Below are 20159 nucleotides of genomic sequence, written 5' to 3'. Positions count from 1 at the left end.
CGCTCGGGCGTAGGCGGCGGCTCCCCCAGCCCGGCGCCTACGCCAGTCCCGCCTCCGCCAGCAGGTACGCCGTCATCGGGTCGTAGTGACGCGGGCTGACCACGTTGTCGTCGAGCGGGACCGTCACCTGCACGGTGCCCTCCGCCTCGGCGAGGAAGAGCGCCGGGTCGTTGCAGTCGGCGTACCCGACGGAGTCCACGCCGTGCTGGCCCGCGTAGCCCGCCCAGCCGTGGTCCGCGACGACCAGGTCGGGCAGCGGGCTGCCCTCGTGCTCCAGCGCGGTGAGGATGGCACGCATCGGCTCACCGGAGTGGGTGTGCCACAGCGAGGCGCCGTGCTCCAGCACCGCCACGTCCGCGAACTGCACGACGTACCCCTCGTCCGTGCGCAGCCCCTCCGGGATGACGACGATCTCGCACCCGGCAGCGCGCAGCGCGGCGGCGGTGGCACGGTGCACGTCGAGCAGTCCGCCCGGGTGGCCGGTGGCGAACAGGACCCGCTGCCCTCCGTCGGCGGCCTTGCGCAGCCGGGCCGCCATCCGCTCCAGGCCGGCCACCGTCAGACCGGGATCGATGGTGTCCTGCCCGTACCGGTACCCGGGGTCGTCGTTCACCCCGACCCGTTCCGCCATCACCGCGAGCACGTCCTGCTCGTCGGTCCACCGGTCGCCGAGCTCCAGGCCGAGCCAGTAGTTGCGAACGCCGTTCGCCAGCTGGCGGTAATGGGAGAGGTTGTTCTCGCGCGGGGTGGCGACCTCGCCCGCGATACGCATCCTCACAAGGTGGTCGACAAGCTCGGCGCGGCTGGGTGTCCCGGGTATCGGCATGCCTCCATTGTGAGGCAGGCGACGGGGTCTTTCGTTTGGATCAGGCCGGATCAGGGAGCGGGGTCCGGGGGCCCCTCCCGCGCGAGCGAAGCCGAGCGTGGGGGAGCGGTGCCGGGGCCCGCGAGCCCGGCCTGATCCAAACGAAAGACCCTAGCTAGGCGCCACCTGGTATCCCGCGGCCTGGGGCGCGGGATACGCGGTGCTCACAGCCGCCGTAGCGCGAACCACAGCTCCATTCGTACGTCAGGGTCGTCCAGGTCCGCGCCCAGCAGGGCCGCGCACCGGGCGATCCGCTGCCGCACGGTGTTGCGGTGCACGTCCAGCGCCACCGCCGTACGGTCCCAACTGCCGTGCAGGGACAGCCAGGCCCGCAGCGTCTCCGGGAGCGCCGGGACGGCGGTGAGGGGCGCGAGCAGCGTACGGGCGTACGCCTCGGCCTCGTCGCCGGGGACCAGGTCGGCGAGGGCGGGGCGGGCCCCGTGGTGGGCCAGCGGGACGCGGGTGGCTCGGGCCCGCGCCAGCGCTCGGCCCGCCTGGGCGTCGGCGTCGGCCCACTCCCGCGGAGTGACGGCGGCGCTGACACCGAGCGTCCAGCCGGGTTGCGCGGCGACTTCACGACCGGCCGGCACGAGGATCCGTACGACGTCCCGGTCCAGGTCGACCAGCGAGGAGCCCAGCGCGGCACCGAGCGCGGCGGCGGCGACGGCGTCCGCACCCTCCGCGTGGGGTCGCGCGTGCACCACGACCCACCGCTCCTCGCCCAGCAGGGGGGCCACCTCCTCGGGCGCGGCCCCCAGCAGCAGCCGTACCAGCGCCGAGGAGCGTGCCGCCCCCGTGCCGCTGTGGTGCTCGCCGGTGAGCAGGGAGAGCAGCACCGCGGCGACGGAGGCGATGGTGTGGTCGCCCGGTTCGCGCCGCGGCGCCGCGACCCCGAGCACGAAACCCTCGTCGGCGCCGAGGGCGTAGGCGGCGAGATGGGTGCCGGCGACGGTGTCGGTGGCGGTCGTGGAGGAGCGGCCGGTGACGATCCGCGCGAGCCCGGCCAGCGCCTCCCGCACGGCGTCCCCTGGATCGCTGCCCGCCGCCGCGATCCGCGTGCCGTCCGGCCCGTACAGCACCGCCCGGCCTGCCGTCCGCCGGGCCAGCTGCCGCAGGACCGAGGGGACGGGGTCGGGGCGGGAGGTCGCGGCGGCGAGGCTCTGCTGGGCCTCCGTGACCCGGCGCAGTTCGGTGTGCCGGGCCTGCGCCATCAGCTGCCAGACCGCGCGGGCCACGCCCGAGAAGGTGGTCTGCGGCGGGACCTCGACCAGCGGCAGCCCGTGCGCCTCGCAGGCCGCGACCAGCGCCCGCGGCACCGTGTCGTGCACCGGCGCCAGCCCGAAGCCGAGGACCGCGCCGCCCGCCGCGACGATCCGGGAGACGTAGTCGTCGAAGTACTCCTCCAGTCCCGACGTCGCCCGACCGGGGGCGCCCCCGTCGGGCCCCGCCGCCTCCGGAACGTGCACGCCGGCCGTCAGCAGCAGCTCGCCGCCCAGCAGGTACGGATACGGGTCCGCCATCTCCGAGGTGTGCGCCCAGTGGATGACGATGTCCGGCTCGGACGGCCCCGCGATCTGGCGCAGGGCCAGGTCCTCGCGGGCCAGCAGCGCCGTGAGCGGCACGGGCGGCGTGGGCGGAACGGCGGGGTCCGGCATGGTGGACGTTTCCTCTGTCCAGCGAGGCTCGAATGGATGAAACGTACACTTCGCAGCCGCTTTCCGGCCACCTAGTGTCAGTCCTCGTCACCCGCCACCGAGCGTGCGCGAAGGAGAGCCCCATGGCCGTCGACTACACCGTGATCGTCGTCTATCTGGTCGGCATGCTGGCGATGGGCTGGTGGGGCATGCGCCGCGCCCGGTCCAAGAGCGAGTTCCTGGTGGCGGGGCGTCGCCTGGGGCCCGCCATGTACTCCGGCACCATGGCGGCGATCGTCCTGGGCGGCGCGTCCACCATCGGCGGCGTGGGGTTGGGCTACCAGTACGGGCTGTCCGGAGCCTGGATGGTCTTCACCATCGGTCTCGGCCTGCTCGCGCTGTCGGTGTTCTTCTCCGCCCGCATCGCCCGCCTCAAGGTCTACACCGTCTCCGAGATGCTCGACCTGCGCTACGGCGGCCGGGCCGGTGTGATCTCCGGCGTGGTCATGTGGGCGTACACGTTGATGCTCGCGGTGACGTCGACCATCGCGTACGCGACGATCTTCGACGTCCTCTTCGACATGAACCGGACCCTCGCGATCGTCCTCGGGGGCTCGATCGTCGTCGCGTACTCCACCCTCGGCGGCATGTGGTCGATCACGCTGACGGACATGGTGCAGTTCGTGGTGAAGACCGTCGGCGTCCTGCTGCTGCTTCTGCCCATCGCCGTGGTGAAGGCGGGCGGCTTCGGCGAGATGAGGGCGAAGCTCCCCACCGAGTACTTCGATCCGCTGGGCATCGGCGGCGAGACGATCTTCACCTACGTGCTGATCTACACCTTTGGCATGCTCATCGGGCAGGACATCTGGCAGCGCGTCTTCACCGCCCGCAGCGACACCACGGCGCGGTGGGGCGGCACGGTCGCCGGCACCTACTGTCTCGCGTACGCCCTGGCCGGCGCCGTCATCGGCACCGCGGCCAAGGTCCTCTACCCGAACCTGGCCAACGCGGACGACGCCTTCGCGACCATCGTGAAGGACGAACTCCCGGTCGGCGTACGGGGGTTGGTGCTGGCGGCCGCGCTCGCCGCCGTGATGTCGACGTCCTCCGGCGCGCTGATCGCCTGCGCCACCGTGGCCAACAACGACATCTGGTCGCGACTGCGAGGAACGGTGCGGGGGGTGGAGGGAGAGCGGGACGAGGTCAGGGGCAACCGCGTCTTCATCCTCGTCATGGGCGTGGTGGTGATCGGCACCGCCATCGCGCTGAACAACGTCGTCGAGGCGCTCACCGTCGCCTACAACCTCCTGGTCGGCGGCCTCCTCGTGCCGATCCTCGGCGGGCTGCTGTGGAAGCGCGGCACGGCCCAGGGCGCCCTCGCCTCCGTGATCGTCGGCGGTCTCGCGGTCGTCGGCCTGATGGCGTCCTACGGCATCCTCGCCAACGAGCCCGTCTACTACGGCCTGTTGTCCTCCCTGGCCGCCTACCTCGTCGTCTCCCTGGCGACCCCCGCGACCGACGCCACCGTCCTCGCCACCTGGCGCGAGCGCCTCGCGGGACGCTCACCCGAACCCGTGACCGAGTCGGTCCCGGCGCCCCAGTAGGGTCGTCACCAGGAGTGCATAGGCGTACATAGAAATGTATGGCTGTACATAGATTCACATAGATGTACATGTGCGATGAAGCGCAGGAAAGAAGGCAGTACCCCATGAGCAGCAACGAGACGCCCCGCGGCCCCGTCGACTCCTCCCGGATCCCGCGGTACGCCGGCCCCGCGACCTTCGCGCGGCTGCCGCGCCTCGACGAGGTCGGCCACGCCGATGTCGCCGTGGTCGGGGTGCCGTTCGACTCGGGCGTCTCCTACCGGCCGGGCGCCCGCTTCGGCGGCAACGCGATCCGCGAGGCGTCCCGGCTGCTGCGGCCGTACAACCCGGCGCAGGACGCCTCCCCGTTCGCGCTGGCGCAGGTGGCGGACGCGGGCGACATCGCCGCGAACCCCTTCAACATCAACGAGGCCGTCGACGCGATCGAGGCGGCGGCGGACGACCTGCTCGGTACCGGCGCCCGCCTGATGACCCTGGGCGGCGACCACACCATCGCGCTGCCGCTGCTGCGGTCGGTGGCGAAGCGGCACGGCCCCGTCGCCCTGCTCCACTTCGACGCCCACCTCGACACCTGGGACACGTACTTCGGCGCGGAGTACACGCACGGGACGCCGTTCCGGCGGGCGGTCGAGGAGGGCATCCTCGACACCTCCGCCCTCTCCCACGTCGGCACCCGCGGCCCGCTCTACGGCAAGCAGGACCTCACCGACGACGAGAAGATGGGCTTCGGCATCGTGACGTCCGCCGACGTCATGAGGCGCGGTGTGGACGAGATCGCCGACCAGCTCCGCCAGCGCATCGGCGACCGCCCCGTCTACATCTCCATCGACATCGACTGCCTCGACCCGGCGCACGCCCCCGGCACCGGCACCCCGGAGGCGGGCGGCATGACCTCCCGTGAGCTGCTGGAGATCCTGCGGGGCCTGGCCGGGTGCCACCTGGTCTCGGCGGACGTCGTCGAGGTGGCCCCCGCGTACGATCACGCGGAGATCACGTCGGTGGCGGCATCCCACACGGCGTACGAACTGACCACGATCATGACCCGCCAGATCGCAGAGGCGAGGGCTCAGGAGAAGGCAGCGAAGTGACTCACGACCACGACCTGGTGCTGCGTCCCACGGCCGCCCAGACATCAGCCGCGCTGAACCCGCCCCCGGGGCGCAAGGGCGGAGACCTGGTCGTGGAGACGCTGGCCGGGCTCGGCGCGACCACCGTCTTCGGCCTGCCCGGCCAGCACGCGCTCGGGATGTTCGACGCGCTGCGCCGCTCCGACCTGCGGTACATAGGCCTGCGGGTGGAGAACAACGCGGGGTTCGCGGCGGACGCGTACGGCCGGATCACGGGCGAGGCGGCCCCCCTGCTCCTGTCGACCGGGCCGGGAGCCCTGACGTCCCTCGCCGCCCTCCAGGAGGCGGCGGCGGCCTCGGCGCCCGTGCTGGCGATCAGCAGCCAGATCCCGACGGCGGGCCTCGGTGGTGGCCGGCGCGGCTATCTGCACGAACTCCCGGACCAGTCGGCCTCGTTCCGGGGCGTGGTGAAATCGGTCCACACGGTCCGCGCCCAGTCGCAGATCCCGTCCGCGATCGCCGAGGCGTGGAAGTCGGCGCTCACCGCCCCGCACGGCCCGGTCTGGGTGGAGATCCCGCAGGACGTCCTGCTGGCCCCGACACTGATCCCGGTGGTGACGGGCGGCGACGCCTTCCCCGAGGAACTGCCCCCGCGCCCCGAACTGACGGCGGTGGCAGCCGACTTGCTGTCCCGCGCCGCGCGCCCGGCGATCATCGCGGGTGGGGGAGTGGTACGGGCGGACGCGTCGGGCAAGCTGAGGCAGCTGGCGGAGAGGATCCAGGCCCCGGTGGTGACCACCCCCGGCGGCAAGGGCGCGTTCCCCTGGACGCATCCCCTGTCCCTCCAGTCCTGGATCGAGGACCGGCACACCACGGACTTCCTGGAGGACGCGGACGTCGTCCTGGTGGTCGGCTCGGGGCTGGGCGAACTCTCCTCCAACTACCACACGTACAAGCCGCGCGGCCGGGTCATCCAGATCGAGGCGGACCTCGGCAAACTGGAGTCCAACCACCCGGCGCTGGGTATCCACGCGGACGCCCGACTCGCGTTGCAGGCGCTGCTGGAGACGGTGCCGGAGCGGGCGGACGCGTCGGCCCCGGAGCGGGTGAGCGCGGTCCTGTCCCGGGTCTCGGAACGCATCGCCGCCCAGGAACTCACCCTGGAACAGGACGTGTTGGCGTCGGTACGCCGGGCACTCCCCGCCGACTCCCCGTCCTTCTGGGACATGACGATCCTCGCCTACTGGGCCTGGTCGGCCTTCGACGCCAAGGGCCCCAACCACATGCACTCCGCCCAGGGCGCCGGCGGCCTCGGCTACGCCTTCCCGGCGGCGCTGGGCGCGGCGGCGGCCGACCCCACCCGCCCCGTACTCGCGGTCTCCGGCGACGGCGGCGCCCTGTACTCCATCGCCGAACTGGCCACCGCCCGCCAGTACGACCTGAACGTCACCTGGCTGATCGTCGACGACGGCGGCTACGGCATCCTCCGCGAGTACATGACGGACGCCTTCGGCGAGGCGACGGCGACCGAGCTGGCCCGCCCGGACTATGTGGCCCTGGCGGAGTCCTTCGGGGTGCCGGGGGTCCGTACGACCCCGGCGACTCTGTCGGACGACCTGTCGCGGGCGCTCGTGTCACCGGGCCCCGCGGTGGTCGTACTCCCGGCGGTGCTGCGGATGTTCGCGCCGACGCATCTCGGCTGAGGTGTAATCCGGTGTCCGACCACGCGGTGGCCGGGGCACACTGACGTCGCAGCCAGAGAGGCCTTCGTATGCGGAGCGCAGCCGACTTCATAGCGGACACCTACGCGCTGGGCGCGGGACCATGGACGGTGACACCCGTCGCCCGGGGTGCGCTCGGGCAGATCTGGAAGCTGGCCGGGAACGGCTCCTCCTTCGCGGCGAAGGAGTTGCTGTTCGGTTGTGACGAGGGGCAGGTCGCCCGGGAGGCGGCCTTGCGCGACGCCGCGGAGCGGATGGGTATCTCCTCGCCGCGACTGCTGCCGAATCGCGACGGCGCGCACGTATCCCGGCTCGGCCCCGAGTCGGGCGGGTCCTGCGTGAAGCTGTACGACTGGGTCGACGGCGGCAAGGCGGACGCCGCCGATCCGGAGATCCTGAGCTGGTGCGGCCGGACCCTGGCCCTGCTCCACCGGGTCGGAGAGGGCGCCACCGAGACACCGGACGCCTGGTACGAGGAGTGCCCCCGGGAAGCCGACTGGGAGAAACTGCGCCAGGAGACCAGCCGGGCCGGTATGCCCTGGTCGGACGCGCTGGCCCGGTTCGCCGCGATCCGGGCGGCGGAGCTGGCCTGCCACGTCACCCCGTCCGACCCGCACTCCCTGGTGACCTCACATCTCGACATGCGGCCCCAGAACGTTCTGGTCGGTGCGGCCGGTCCGGTGCTCCTCGACTGGGACAACGCCGGACCCGTCTCGGCGGAACGCGAGCTCGCGCGTGCCGTGTACGTATGGGCCGGCGGCAACGACTTCCGTGCCGATTCCGCACGGCGGCTGATGCGGGCGTACCGGGACGCCGGCGGCCCGGGGGTCATCAAGGGCCTGGACTCGTTCTCGATGCTCTTCGCGACGGACCTGAACTACGTCCGCGTACAGGCCGAGTGCGCCCTCGACCCGACCGCGACCGCCGCGCAGCGTGAGTTCGCGAGTGAGCAGGTCGTCGCCACCCTGCGCGGCCTGCCGGATCCGGCCGCCGTCTCCCGGCTCACGGAGACTGTCCTGCGGCTCGGCTGATCCGGCAGGCGCTGTCGGCGCCGGGTCCTACCAGATCGCCTCGACCCACTCCGGGTGGTCGATGAACGGGTTGCGGTTGTGCTGGTACGTGTCGTAGATGACCTGGTTGCGCTTCTCCTCGAAGGCGCTCGGCGGGTCCTCGTCGTTCCACTGCTTGAGCACCGAGAGCTTGCCCATGTAGGGGGCGCTGCCGTTGTTCACCTTCTCGTTGGGTTCGAGATCGGCGAAGCTGTCGTCGCCCTCGTAGCGCACGGCCATGTAGAGGATCATGCGGGCCACGTCGCCCTTGTCCGCGTCGCGCGGCTCGAAGGAGTCGGAGTCGGTGAGGCTGCCGCCCCCGCCGCTGACCGCGCTGCCGCCGTTGTCGAAGTCCTTGTTGCCACGGATGCTGTTGACCTGGACGTCCGCCGGGCGCAGGTGGTGCAGGTCGGTGCCGGGGCCGGTGACCTCGCCGAAGTCGCCGTGCGACTTGGCCCAGGTGTGCTCGCGGTTCCAGTCGCCGACGTCGCCGCCGTTGAGGGACTTGCTTCGCGAGACGCCGCTGTACAGCAGGATCACGTTGTTGCTGTTGTTCGGGTCCTGGTCGGTGGCCTTGAGGGCGTTCCAGACCGCGGAGTACGAGATCTTCGTCTGGCTGCTGATGATGGTGTGCAGGGAGGACTTGAGGCTCGTCCCCGTCTTGCCGATCGCGTTCTTGTAGTACGTCGTGTCGTACGCGGTCGTGGTGGCCGCGGCGGGGGTCGCGGTCAGCGCGGGGGCGGTGAGGCCGATCATGACGGTGGAGACGGCGAGCGCCAGGGGCTTCCAGCGGCGCGTGCGTATGGGGGTGACGGGCATCGCGAGTGTCCGTTCTACGCGGGTTGATTGAGCGGGCAATCGGGAGCGTGACATGGACATGAGCTGTTGTCCATGAAGCGGACGTGTCCAACAGATGACGGGGTCCGGCAATGTGGTCTTTGTCTACGCGAGTTGGCGCACCAAAACTCCCTCTGACCCGAAGGCCAGAGGGAGTTGGGGCGGTTCTGGTCAGCTGACGTCCGACGCGTCCAGGCGGTAGACCGTCGACTGGCTCGACTGGGACGAGGAGTCGGACTGGGACGAGGAGCTGGACTTCGAGTCCGACTGCAACTGCGACTGCGACTGCGACTGCGACTGCGACTGCGATGCCGAGCCGCTGCTGTACTCGCTCTCCTTCACCGCCGTCCCGTTCTTCTGCACCCACTGGGTGACCTCGGAGCTGACGCCGCTGCCGCCGCCGGGACCGCCGCCCATGCCGCTGCCGCCGACCTGGATGTAGTGCAACTCGCCTTTCCTCACGAGTTCCTTGAGCTTGGCGAGGGTCATCGCGTTGTCGCTGCCGGACCAGCCCCACATGGAGATGACGGGTTCGCCGCTGCTGAGGATGAGCTGCGCGGCGCTCTGCGAACTCGACACCGCCAGCAGCCACTTGGCGCCGTCCTGGTGCTTCTTCAGGTACGAGACGAGCTCGCTGCTCGCGCCGCCACCCATGCCTCCACCGCCCATGGCGCCCATGCCGCCCGGCTGACCGCCGGTGCCGCCCTCGGCTGCCGTACCGCCGTTCTCGCCGGTGGCGCCCGGCGGCGTAGCGCCCATCTCACCGGTACCGCCGGGAGCCTGGCCCGCGCCGCTCGGCGCGCCCGGCAGTTCGCCGTTGCCGCCGCCGGGCATCATCTGACCGCCGCCAGGCGCACCGCCCTCCTGGCCGGACTGTCCACCGGCCTGCCCGCCCTGCCGCGTGCCGTCCGGCATCTCACTGCCGCCGAAGCCGGCCCGGCCGCCGCCTGCGCCGCCCCCGCCGGGACCACCGCCGAAGCCGCTCCCCGTAGAAGGCCCGGCTGTCGGGTTGGTGCCCCCGCCCATGCCGCCTCCGCCGCCCGAACCGGACGGCACCGACCAGGCGTACGCGGCCGGGCCCGCCACCGCGGCGACGACCGCCGCGACCACCGAGGCCGCCAGCAGCCGTACCCGGTCACCGGAGCGGAAGACCAGCAGGCCCGCGATCGCCAGCGCCATGACCACCGCCATCGTCGGCCACAGCCAGGTGTTCCAGCCGGAGGACCGGCGCAGCAGCACCGCGGCCCAGACCGCCGTGACCGCCAGGGCGGCCGGCAGGACCCACGCCCAGCGCCGGTCGGCACGGAAGGCACGCAGCAGCAGCGCGCCTCCGCCGCCGCACAGCGCCGCGATACCGGGCGCCAGCGCGGTCGTGTAGTACGGGTGCATGGTGCCCTCGGCCATCGCGAACGTCAGGTAGTGCAGCGCGGTCCAGCCGCCCCACATGACCAGCGCGGCCCGGGTCGGGTCGGTGCGCGGCGCGCGGCCGCACAGGACCAGGCCACCGGCGCAGGCGATCGCGGCGAAGGGGATCAGCCAGGAGATCTGGCCGCCGAGGATGTCGTTGAAGAGACGTCCGAGGCCCGCTGTACCGGAGAAGCCGCCGCCTCCGCCGCCACCGCCCCCGCCGTTGCCCTCGCCGCCGAAGATCCGGCCCAGACCGTTGTAGCCCATGATCAGGTTCCAGGCGGTGCCGTCCGTCGAGCCGCCGATGTACGGCCGCGAGGAGGCGGGCACCAAGGACACCGCCGCCGCCCACCAGAAACTGGAGACGGCCAGGGCCACGGCGGCCAGGAGCAGGTTCACCGCCTTCTTCCGCCAGCCGAGCCGCGAGGCGAACACGTACACGGCGAAGACGGCGGGCAGCGCGATGTATCCCTGGAGCATCTTGGTGTTGAAGGCGAGCCCGAAGCACACCGCGGAGCCGATCAGCGGCAGCAGCCTGTCGGCGCGCACGGCCCGCAGCGCGAGCGCCGCGCCACCGACCATCAGCAGCACCAGCAGCGTGTCGGGGTTGTTGTCACGGTTGATGGCGACCGTGATCGGGGTCAGCGCGAGGACGAGCGCGGCGACGGCCGCCGCCGCGTGCCCGAACACCCGTTTCACCGACGCGTGCAGGATCCAGATCGTGCCGAGCGCGGCCGCGACCATGGGCGCCATCATCTGCCAGGTGCCGTACCCGAAGACCCGGCACGACAGGCCCATGACCATCAGCGCGAAGGGAGGCTTGTCGACGGTGAGGAAGTTGCCGGCGTCCAACGAGCCGAAGAACCACGCCTTCCAGCTCTGCGTGCCGCTCAGCACGGCCGCGCTGTAGAAGCTGTTCAGGCTCGAACCGGACAGGTTCCGGGAGTAGAGCGCCGCGGCCAGGATCAGGATCGCGATCAGGGCGGGCAACGACCAGCGAGGCGCCTGCGGGGGCACCGCGGGCGGCGCCGGTGGCGGCAGGTCGGGGGAGACGGTCGGGTGGGGGCGGGGATCGGTGGCTGAGGTCACCCCGGCATGATCTGAAGCGGGGGTGGGTGCCCGCTGTGCCGAACCTTGTGCCCTCCTGTGAATACGCGGAGGACGCGGTAACGCTTGTGCGACCTTCGTGCAACCGTTCGCCAATGCGTACAACCATTCCCTCGAACTCGTGCGTCAACTGGGCATGACTCACGGGATATCCATTCGCACGAGAGCGCTGGCCGCCGGTGTCGGCGCCGGGGTCCTCATCCCCCTCGTGGCCGCCGCCGCGCCCGCCGCCGCTGTCACACCGGCCGTCAGCTGTACGTCCGCCAAGGCGGGCCTCGCCGACAAGTTGAAGAAGGACATCACCACGGCCCTCGCGAACCGCAAGGGCACGATCGCGGTCGGTGTCTACGACCGCTCGACGAAGACCACCTGCACCCTGCGCGCCTCCACCGCCTTCGACTCGGCCAGTGTCGTGAAGGTCACCGTGCTCGCCACGCTGCTGTGGGACGCGAAGAAGCACAACCGGTACCTCACCGACACCGAGGCCTCGCTCGCCAAGGCCATGATCACCAAGTCGGACAACACCGCGACCAGCAAGCTCTGGAAGCAGTTGGGGCTGACGAAGATCAAGGGGTTCCTCGCCGCGGCCGGGATGACCCAGACCAAGCCGGGCGCGAACGGCTACTGGGGCCTGACCCAGATCACCGTCACCGACGAGCAGAAGCTGCTGAAGCTCCTCACCGCGAAGAACACGGTCCTGAGCGACAACTCCCGTGCCTACATCATCAAGTTGATGAGCCAGGTCATCTCGTCGCAGCGCTGGGGGACACCGTACGGAGTGCCGTCCGGGGTCTCGGTCGCCGTCAAGAACGGCTGGCTGCAGCGGGCCAGCAACGGCTGGCGGGTGCACAGCATCGGTGCCTTCAAGGGTGGCGGCCACGACTACATGATCACGGTGCTCAGTCAGGGCAACAGCACCATGAACTACGGCATCTCGACCATCCAGGGCGTCGCGAAGGTCGTCCACAAGGACCTGGCGGCGTCCTGACGCCTGCCGGACTCCCGTCGGTCACCGGCCGGTCCTACGGTGACCTCCATGCGCCTGAGAACCGTACTCGCCAGCACCTCCGCGGCCCTGGCGGCGGCCACCTGCCTGACCGCCGCCGGTCCCGCGAACGCCCAGGACAATCACGCCTGTTCGTCCAAAGTCTCCATCGACCGCTTCTCCGACGCGCTCGACAAGACGACCTACGACGGCACCTTCGTCGGCAACCTCTCCGCGCTCGCCGTGGACCAGGACGGCTCGCTCGCCGCTCTCTCCGACCGCTCCGCCCTGTTCCGCCTCGACGCGAAGACCCTCCAGCCCCGCTCCGTGGTCCCGCTCGCCGACGAGAACGGCACCGCCCTCGACTCCGAGGGCCTGGTGATCGACTCCGACGGCACCCGGCTGGTCACCTCGGAGACCGAGCCGTCCGTACGCCGCTACTCCCGCACCGGCCACATCCTCGACCGTCTCCCGGTCCCGGCCTCTCTCCGGGTCGCCCCGGCCGGCCGGGCCGTCTCCAACGGCACCTTCGAAGGGCTGACGCTGCTCCCGGGCGGGCACACCCTGCTGGCCTCCATGGAGTACGCCCTCTCCGGCGACAGCTCCGGCGCCGTCCGTTTCCAGACCTGGGAGCGGCACCGCGGGAGCTTCGTGCCCGCCGCCCAGTACGCCTACCCGGTCGACGCCGGCCTCGGCGTGCCCGAGGTGCGGGCCACCCCCGACGGCCGCCTCCTCGTCCTGGAACGCGGCTTCACCTCCGGCGTCGGCAACACCGTCCGCCTCTACCTGGCCGACCCGCGCCGCGCCACCGACACCAGCGGCGTCGAGAACCTGACGGGTCAGGCGGGCGTACGCCCGATCAAGAAGACCCTGCTCACGGACCTCGCCGCCTGCCCGACCCTGGGCGCCACGGCCAAGCAGCCCCAGCCCAATCCGCTGCTGGACAACATCGAGGGCATGGCGGTCACAGGCGGTGACGGCAGGGGCCGCCTGAAGGTGGTCCTGGTCAGCGACGACAACCAGAACGCCGCGCAGACGACGCGGTTCTATTACTTGCAGGTGCAGGTAACCCACTAGGGGCGCGGGGAACTGCGCGAGCAGCCACAGCGCCCCCGCACACGAAAAGCGCACCCGCACGAAAATGGCCGAACCAAGCGGTGCGTTTTGTTGCGGTGGGATGAAATCCGCCTCGTCTCGCGTTGGTTCCTTCCGGAACATCAGGTCGAACGGAGGGCACCCGCGTGGCAGCGCAACAGGGAGCGCGACAGGGCGAGACGCAGGGCTGGGCCCGCAGGCTAGCCGGATACGCCTGGCGGCACCCCAGGGACGTCGTCCTCGCCCTCGGCTCCTCGCTCGCCGGCATGGCCGTCATGGCGCTGGTCCCGCTGGCCACCAAGGTGATCATCGACGACGTCATCGGCGACCACACCCGGGACATGGCTCCGTGGGCGGGCGCCCTGATCGCCGCGGCCGTCCTGGTGTACGTCCTCACCTACATCCGCCGCTACTACGGCGGCCGTCTCGCCCTCGACGTCCAGCACGACCTGCGCACCGACATGTTCGGGACGATCACCCGGCTCGACGGACGCCGGCAGGACGAGCTGTCCACCGGGCAGGTCGTCGGCCGGGCCACCAGCGACCTCCAGCTGATCCAGGGCCTGCTCTTCATGCTCCCGATGACCATCGGGAACCTGGTGCTCTTCGTGATCTCCCTGGTGATCATGGCCTGGCTGTCCCTGCCGCTCACCCTGGTCGCGCTGGCCGTGGCCCCCGCCCTGTGGTGGATCGCCCGGCGCAGCCGCAGCAAGCTGCACCCCGCCACCTGGTACGCCCAGGCCCAGGCCGCCGCCGTGGCCGGCGTGGTCGACGGCGCGGTGAGCGGCGTACGGGTGGTGAAGGGCTTCGGGCAGGAGGACCAGGAGACCGGGAAGCTTCGCGAGGTCGGCCGGCGGCTCTTCGCGGGCCGACTGCGCACCATCCGCTTCAATTCCACATACACCCCGGCCCTCCAGGCCGTTCCCGCCCTCGGCCAGGTCGCGATGCTCGCGGTCGGCGGCTGGCTGGCGGTCCGCGGGCACATCACGCTCGGCACGTTCGTCGCCTTCTCCACCTACCTCGCCCAGCTCGTCGGCCCGGTCCGGATGCTCGCCGTGGTGCTCACCGTCGGCCAGCAGGCCCGGGCGGGCACCGAGCGTGTCCTGGAGCTGATCGACACCGAGCCCTCGCTGACCGACGGCACCAAGGAACTCCCCGCCGACGCGCCGGCGACCGTCGAGTTCGACGACGTCTCCTTCGGCTACGCCGACGCCCCCGGCGAAACCGCCGCGGTCCTGCAAGGCCTCTCCTTCGAGATCCGGGCCGGCGAGACCCTCGCCGTCGTCGGCTCCTCGGGCTCCGGCAAGTCCACGGTCTCCCTGCTGCTGCCGCGCTTCTACGACGTGACCCGCGGCGCGGTCCTGATCGGCGGCCACGACGTCCGCGAGCTCACCCTGGACTCGCTGCGGGCCGCGATCGGTCTGGTCCCCGAGGACTCGTTCCTCTTCTCGGACACGGTCCGGGGCAACATCGCGTACGGCCGCCCGGAGGCGACCCAGGAGGAGATCGAGAAGGCCGCCCGCGCCGCCCAGGCCCACCGCTTCATCGCCGAGCTCCCCGGCGGCTACGACACCAAGGTCGGCGAGCACGGCCTCACCCTCTCCGGCGGCCAGCGACAGCGCGTCGCACTGGCCCGCGCGATCCTCACCGACCCGCGTCTGCTGGTCCTCGACGACGCCACCTCCGCCGTGGACGCCCGGGTCGAGCACGAGATCCACGAGGCACTCCAGGAGGTCATGCGGGGCCGCACGACGCTGCTGATCGCGCACCGCCGCTCCACCCTCAACCTCGCCGACCGCATCGCCGTCCTCGACGGCGGGCGGCTCGCCGACGTCGGCACCCACGAGGAGCTCCAGGAGCGGTCCGAGCTCTACCGCCGCCTGCTCACCGACCCCGACGAACTCGGCGGAGTCTCACCCGGTCACGCCCGGCCGGCCGCACCCGCCGAGGACACCTCCGTACGAGACGAACTGGACGCCGAGTTCGACGCCGAGCGCGGTATCACGCCCCGGCTCTGGGCGGGGGAGCGTGAGCCCAGGGACGCGGCGATGGCGGGTACTCCGGCCACTCCCGAACTGCTCGCCCAGGTCGACGCGTTGCCCCCGGCGACGGACACCCCGGGCGTCGACGAGGCACGGGCGGTCGCCGCCGAGGAGTCGTACGGCCTGCGCAGGCTGCTGAGCGGCTTCGGCCTGCCCCTGCTGATCAGCCTGGTGCTGGTCGCCGTGGACGCCGGCATGGGCCTGCTGCTCCCGGTGATGATCCGTAACGGCATCGACGACGGCGTCAACCAGCTGGCCCTGAACGCGGTCTGGGCCGCCTCCCTCTTCGCCCTGCTCGCCGTGTCCGTCCAGTGGGCGGCGCAGATCGGCGAGACCCGGATGACCGGGCGGACCGGCGAACGCGTCCTGTACTCGCTGCGGCTGAAGATCTTCGCCCAGCTCCAGCGGCTCGGACTCGACTACTACGAGCGTGAGTTGACCGGCCGGATCATGACGCGGATGACGACGGACGTCGACGCGCTCTCGACCTTCCTGCAGACCGGACTGGTCACCGCGTTCGTCTCGGTCGTCACCTTCTTCGGCATCATGGTCGCCCTGCTGGTGATCGACGTCCAGCTCGCCCTCGTGGTGTTCGCGACCCTGCCGCCGCTGATCGTCGCCACGTTCTTCTTCCGCCGGGCCAGCGTGAAGGCGTACGAACTGGCCCGGGAGCGGGTGTCGGTGGTCAACGCCGACCTCCAGGAGTCGGTGTCGGGGCTCAGGATCGTGCAGGCCTTCCGCCGCGAGCACGACGGCAGCCGACGCTTCGCGGAGCGCAGCGACAGCTACCGCCAGGCGCGGATCCGGGGCCAGTGGCTGATCTCCATCTACTTCCCGTTCGTGCAGCTGCTGTCGTCGGTGGCGGCGGCGGCCGTACTGATCGCGGGCGCGGGACGGGTCGACGCGGCGACCCTCACCACGGGCGCGCTGGTCGCCTACCTCCTCTACATCGACCTGTTCTTCGCCCCCGTCCAGCAGCTCTCCCAGGTCTTCGACGGATACCAGCAGGCGACGGTGTCGCTGGGCCGCATCCAGGAGCTGCTCCGGGAGCCCACGTCCACCAAGAACGCCGAGGAGCCGCTCGACGTGCTGTCCCTGCGGGGCGAGATCGCCTTCGAGGACGTGCACTTCGCCTACGGCGAGGAGGAAGAGGCCCTCGGCGGTGTCGACCTGCGCATCCCGGCCGGGCAGACGGTCGCGTTCGTCGGGGAGACCGGCGCAGGCAAGTCGACCCTGGTCAAGCTGGTCGCCCGCTTCTACGACCCGACCGGCGGCCGGGTGACCGTCGACGGCACGGACCTGCGCTCGCTGGACCTCACCTCCTACCGGCACCGCCTCGGCGTCGTCCCGCAGGAGGCGTACCTCTTCCAGGGCACCGTCCGCGACGCCATCGCCTACGGCCGCCCGGACGCCACCGACGCCGAGGTGGAGACGGCGGCCCGCGCGGTCGGCGCCCACGAGATGATCGCCCAGCTCGCGGGCGGCTACCTGCACGAGGTCGCCGAACGCGGCCGCAACCTCTCGGCCGGCCAGCGCCAGCTGATCGCGCTGGCCCGCGCCGAACTCGTCGACCCGGACATCCTGCTCCTCGACGAGGCCACGGCCGCCCTGGATCTGGCCACCGAAGCCCAGGTCAACCAGGCCACCGACCGGATCGCGGGCCGCCGGACCACCCTCGTCGTCGCCCACCGCCTGACCACCGCGGCCCGCGCGGACCGCGTGGTGGTCATGGAACACGGACGGGTCGCCGAGGACGGCACCCACGAGGAACTGCTGGCCAGGGACGGGCGGTACGCCGAGCTGTGGCGGATCTTCGTGGGGGCACCGGAGCCGGAGGAGCCGGTCGGCGCCTCGCAGTAATGGCCGGATCGCGCCCGAAGAGGTGACATTCGCGCAACCATCCGACACACGTCCTGCGTCCGTACACCAGTACGTACATCGTCGCGGTACGGGAGGGACGACAGTGGACTGGGCTGCGATACGGCGCCGCCTCGCGCTCGGCATGGCCGTGCTGACCACCTCCGCGGTGCTCGCGCTCGCGGCGCCCGGGGCCGCCCAGGCCGCCGAGTCGTCCTGCGCCGGACGCAAGGTCAAAACGCTCACCTTCGCCACCGGCTCGGTGCGGGTCTACGAGCGGCGCGGCTGGGTCTGCGTGATCACCGTGGCCAAGAACCCAGGCCGTAAGCGGTACATGATGGTCAGCGTGCAGGCGCGCGGCCTGCGCCCGGTCGTGGACGAGGGGCAGTACACCCGCCACGCCGGCCCCAGGAAGACACACGCCGGCCAACGGTGCGTCCGCGTGAAGGGCGCGGTGGGCCGAAGCTCGGTCAGTTCCGGCTGGATTCTGTGCTGAACCACAGGTTTCCTACAGGGTTTTCCCCACCGACCCGCCATCTCCCCTGGTGCGCAAGGCACTTGCTCCGCTAGCTTCCGGCGGACATCTGTTTCACAGGGGAGGGTGCATGCGCAAGGCGCTCAGATGGCTGCTGGCGCTCGGGGTGCTCATAGGCACGCTGAGCACGGCGAGCGCGGCCACCGCCGCCGAGCCGGAGGCCACCGGGACCACCGGCACCACCGGGGCCGGCACGGTCACGGACATCAAGGACCGGCTGCTGTCCATACCGGGGATGAGCCTGATCGAGGAGAAGCCGTACACCGGGTACCGCTTCTTCGTCCTCAACTACACCCAGCCGGTCGACCACCGGCACCCGTCCAAGGGCACGTTCCAGCAGCGAATCACCGTGCTGCACAAGGACGTCTCCCGCCCGACGGTGTTCTACACCGGCGGCTACAACGTCTCCACGACCCCGAGCCGCCGCGAGCCGACCCAGATCGTGGACGGCAACCAGGTCTCCATGGAGTACCGCTTCTTCACGCCGTCCCGGCCCGCCCCGGCCGACTGGAGCAAGCTGGACATCTGGCAGGCAGCCAGCGACCAGCACCGCATCTTCAAGGCGCTGAAGTCCGTCTACACCAAGAAGTGGGTCTCCACGGGCGGCTCCAAGGGCGGCATGACCGCCACCTACTACGAGCGCTTCTACCCCCGTGACATGGACGGCGTCGTCGCCTACGTCGCCCCCAACGACGTCGTCAACGACGAGGACTCGGCCTACGACCGCTTCTTCACCACCGTCGGCACCAAGGAGTGCCGCGACCGGCTGAACGCGGTCCAGCGCGAGGCACTGGTACGCCGCGAGCCCCTGGAGAAGAAGTACCAGGCGTACGCGGCCGACAACGGCCTCACCTTCGGCACCATCGGCAGCCTGGACCGGGCGTACGAGGCGGTCGTCCTCGACTACGTCTGGGGCTTCTGGCAGTACAGCCTGCTGTCGGACTGCGACTCGATCCCGGCCGACGCGGCGAGGGCGACCGACGACGAGATCTGGAACTCCGTCGACACGATCTCCGGGTTCTCCGCCTACGCCGACCAGGGCCTGGAGACGTACACGCCGTACTACTACCAGGCGGGCACCCAGCTGGGCGCGCCGACGATCAACTTCCCGTACATCGAGAAGAAGTACATCCGCTACGGCTACCAGCCGCCCCGCAACTTCGTCCCGCGCTCGATCCCGATGAGGTTCCAGCCTCTCGCGATGCGTGACGTGGACACCTGGGTACGGCACAACGCCCGCCACATGCTCTTCGTCTACGGGCAGAACGACCCGTGGGGCGCGGAGCCGTTCCGCCTCGGCAAGGGCGCGAAGGACTCGTACGTCTTCACCGCCCCCGGCCTCAACCACGGCGCGAACGTGGCCGGTCTGGTCCCCGACCAGAAGGAGCTGGCCACGGCCAGGATCCTTCAGTGGGCCGGCGTGGCCTCCGCGTCCGTCCAGGCGGACCCGTCGGTGGCCAGACCGCTGGCGAGGTTCGACGCGAAGCTGGACAAGCGGGACGTGGAGCGCGAGCCGACGCTGCGTCCGTAACCGCTCCGCTCGCCAGGACAGCGACGGCCGACCAGCCCACGTGCCGGTCGGCCGTCGGCCGCCCAGCGCCCCGGCCCGCCCCGCCGCTCAGACCGGCCGCGCGCACCCCACCGGGTCGTCACCGCCGAGGTGGACGTACAGGGCCGTCGACAGCGGGCACTTCGCCCGGAGGTCGACGGCCTTCGTCACCCGGTACTGGGGTTTCCTCTCGCCCCGCCCGTCGCACGCCGTCTCGCGGACCCGCCCCTCGCCCACGGCGTAGACGCAGTCGCCGACGACGGTGCGGGGACCGCCCCCGCCGCCCGGGTCGCCGGGGTGCGGCGGTTCCAGGTTGCGCATGCAGGCGTAGCCCCGCGGCACGGTCCCGTCGCCGTCCTCGTCCGAGGCCGGGCGCCGCTCGCTGATGTGCAGCACGAAGTCGGTGGTCGCCGGGCACGCCGGACCGTCGCGCACCGTGCCGTCGTGCCGCGCCACCACCCGGGCCGCCGCCCGCTCACTGGTGCAGGGGACCTCGCTGAAACTGGTCGTGCCGAAGGAGCTGCACTCGTCGACCGCGAGGAACACCGCGCCGTATCCGACGGCCCGGGTCGGCGCCGCCGACGCCTCGCCCACCAGCAGGCCGTCCTGGCCGCCGCCGCCTCCCGTACCGGATACTTGGCATCCCGTCAGCAGGGCGGTGAGCAGCGCCAGTAGCGCGCACACCGCCACCGCGGAACATCGTTCGCGCATCGCCATCCCCCACACCCCGCCCAGCGTGACCCGTCGCGGCGGGGCCACGCCAGATGTGCGGGGTGCTTTGCGTCTTTCGGGGGTCGTGCGGTGA

At 71.4% G+C, this 20159-nt stretch carries 14 protein-coding genes; 9 read left to right on the top strand and 5 right to left on the bottom strand.

Translation table 11 applies throughout. The features are described 5' to 3' along the window. Nucleotides 1–37: 37 nt before the first annotated feature. Entirely contained in the window at nt 38–826 is a 789-nt protein-coding gene (locus ABZ027_RS23425) for a phosphatase (RefSeq protein ID WP_356771359.1), read from the bottom strand. A 203-nt stretch (nt 827–1029) separates the two neighbouring features. Beyond that, nucleotides 1030–2520, bottom strand: a complete 1491-nt coding sequence (locus ABZ027_RS23420) for a PucR family transcriptional regulator (protein ID WP_356771357.1) — start codon at nt 2518–2520, stop codon at nt 1030–1032. Between the two features lie 122 nt (nt 2521–2642). Between ABZ027_RS23420 and ABZ027_RS23415 the strand changes: the two genes are divergently transcribed. The 4 genes from ABZ027_RS23415 (at nt 2643) to ABZ027_RS23400 (ending at nt 7922) form a co-directional block, all read left to right on the top strand. Further along, entirely contained in the window at nt 2643–4103 is a 1461-nt protein-coding gene (locus ABZ027_RS23415) for a sodium:solute symporter (protein WP_356771355.1), read from the top strand. A gap of 104 nt (nt 4104–4207) precedes the next feature. After that, nucleotides 4208–5191, top strand: a complete 984-nt coding sequence (speB, locus tag ABZ027_RS23410) for an agmatinase (RefSeq protein WP_356771353.1) — start codon at nt 4208–4210, stop codon at nt 5189–5191. Further along, a complete protein-coding gene (locus tag ABZ027_RS23405; RefSeq protein ID WP_356771351.1) occupies nt 5188–6873 on the top strand; it encodes a thiamine pyrophosphate-binding protein in 1686 nt (561 codons plus the stop codon). Before speB ends, ABZ027_RS23405 begins: the two co-directional genes overlap by 4 nt. Nucleotides 6874–6941: 68 nt before the next feature. Continuing rightward, nucleotides 6942–7922 carry a phosphotransferase gene (locus tag ABZ027_RS23400; RefSeq protein ID WP_356771349.1) on the top strand — a complete coding sequence of 327 codons (981 nt, stop codon included), beginning with the start codon at nt 6942–6944 and terminating at the stop codon, nt 7920–7922. A gap of 27 nt (nt 7923–7949) precedes the next feature. Here ABZ027_RS23400 and ABZ027_RS23395 read toward each other — a convergent pair whose 3' ends face one another. Both ABZ027_RS23395 and ABZ027_RS23390 read right to left on the bottom strand, forming a co-directional pair. After that, nucleotides 7950–8759 (bottom strand): endonuclease, encoded by an 810-nt coding sequence (locus ABZ027_RS23395; RefSeq protein ID WP_356771347.1) that lies wholly within the window; start codon nt 8757–8759, stop codon nt 7950–7952. Between the two features lie 189 nt (nt 8760–8948). Further along, a complete protein-coding gene (locus tag ABZ027_RS23390) occupies nt 8949–11273 on the bottom strand; it encodes a glycosyltransferase family 39 protein (RefSeq protein ID WP_356771346.1) in 2325 nt (774 codons plus the stop codon). A gap of 154 nt (nt 11274–11427) precedes the next feature. On the opposite strand from ABZ027_RS23390, the gene ABZ027_RS23385 reads away from it, so the two are divergent. The 5 genes from ABZ027_RS23385 (at nt 11428) to ABZ027_RS23365 (ending at nt 19336) form a co-directional block, all read left to right on the top strand. Next, on the top strand, nt 11428–12279 hold the full coding sequence (locus ABZ027_RS23385) for a serine hydrolase (protein ID WP_356771344.1): 852 nt from the start codon (nt 11428–11430) through the stop codon (nt 12277–12279). 48 nt (nt 12280–12327) lie between these two features. Then, nucleotides 12328–13353, top strand: coding sequence for an esterase-like activity of phytase family protein (locus ABZ027_RS23380; RefSeq protein WP_356771342.1), 1026 nt, complete (start codon nt 12328–12330; stop codon nt 13351–13353). Between the two features lie 164 nt (nt 13354–13517). Continuing rightward, the gene (locus ABZ027_RS23375) at nt 13518–17273 is read left to right on the top strand and encodes an ABC transporter ATP-binding protein (protein WP_356771340.1); all 3756 of its coding nucleotides are present in this window, start codon (nt 13518–13520) and stop codon (nt 17271–17273) included. A gap of 103 nt (nt 17274–17376) precedes the next feature. Continuing rightward, complete coding sequence (locus ABZ027_RS23370; RefSeq protein WP_356771338.1) at nt 17377–17766, top strand: hypothetical protein; 390 nt, start codon at nt 17377–17379, stop codon at nt 17764–17766. A 109-nt stretch (nt 17767–17875) separates the two neighbouring features. Beyond that, on the top strand, nt 17876–19336 hold the full coding sequence (locus ABZ027_RS23365; protein ID WP_356771336.1) for a S28 family serine protease: 1461 nt from the start codon (nt 17876–17878) through the stop codon (nt 19334–19336). 87 nt (nt 19337–19423) lie between these two features. On the opposite strand, the gene ABZ027_RS23360 is transcribed toward ABZ027_RS23365, so the two are convergent. Then, entirely contained in the window at nt 19424–20065 is a 642-nt protein-coding gene (locus tag ABZ027_RS23360) for a hypothetical protein (RefSeq protein ID WP_356771334.1), read from the bottom strand. Between the last annotated feature and the right edge of the window lie 94 nt (nt 20066–20159).

The organism is Streptomyces sp. NPDC006332 (genome assembly GCF_040612855.1).
Classification (GTDB): Bacteria; Actinomycetota; Actinomycetes; order Streptomycetales; family Streptomycetaceae; genus Streptomyces.
This window is presented reverse-complemented; position numbering and strand designations above follow the sequence as displayed.

Coding starts and splice junctions, on each gene's coding strand:
- ABZ027_RS23425 (WP_356771359.1), bottom strand. CDS start 826: ATGCCGATACCCGGGACACCCAGCCGCGCCGAGCTTGTCGACCACCTT.
- ABZ027_RS23420 (WP_356771357.1), bottom strand. CDS start 2,520: ATGCCGGACCCCGCCGTTCCGCCCACGCCGCCCGTGCCGCTCACGGCG.
- ABZ027_RS23415 (WP_356771355.1), top strand. CDS start 2,643: ATGGCCGTCGACTACACCGTGATCGTCGTCTATCTGGTCGGCATGCTG.
- speB (WP_356771353.1), top strand. CDS start 4,208: ATGAGCAGCAACGAGACGCCCCGCGGCCCCGTCGACTCCTCCCGGATC.
- ABZ027_RS23400 (WP_356771349.1), top strand. CDS start 6,942: ATGCGGAGCGCAGCCGACTTCATAGCGGACACCTACGCGCTGGGCGCG.
- ABZ027_RS23395 (WP_356771347.1), bottom strand. CDS start 8,759: ATGCCCGTCACCCCCATACGCACGCGCCGCTGGAAGCCCCTGGCGCTC.
- ABZ027_RS23385 (WP_356771344.1), top strand. CDS start 11,428: ATGACTCACGGGATATCCATTCGCACGAGAGCGCTGGCCGCCGGTGTC.
- ABZ027_RS23380 (WP_356771342.1), top strand. CDS start 12,328: ATGCGCCTGAGAACCGTACTCGCCAGCACCTCCGCGGCCCTGGCGGCG.
- ABZ027_RS23365 (WP_356771336.1), top strand. CDS start 17,876: ATGCGCAAGGCGCTCAGATGGCTGCTGGCGCTCGGGGTGCTCATAGGC.
- ABZ027_RS23360 (WP_356771334.1), bottom strand. CDS start 20,065: ATGCGCGAACGATGTTCCGCGGTGGCGGTGTGCGCGCTACTGGCGCTG.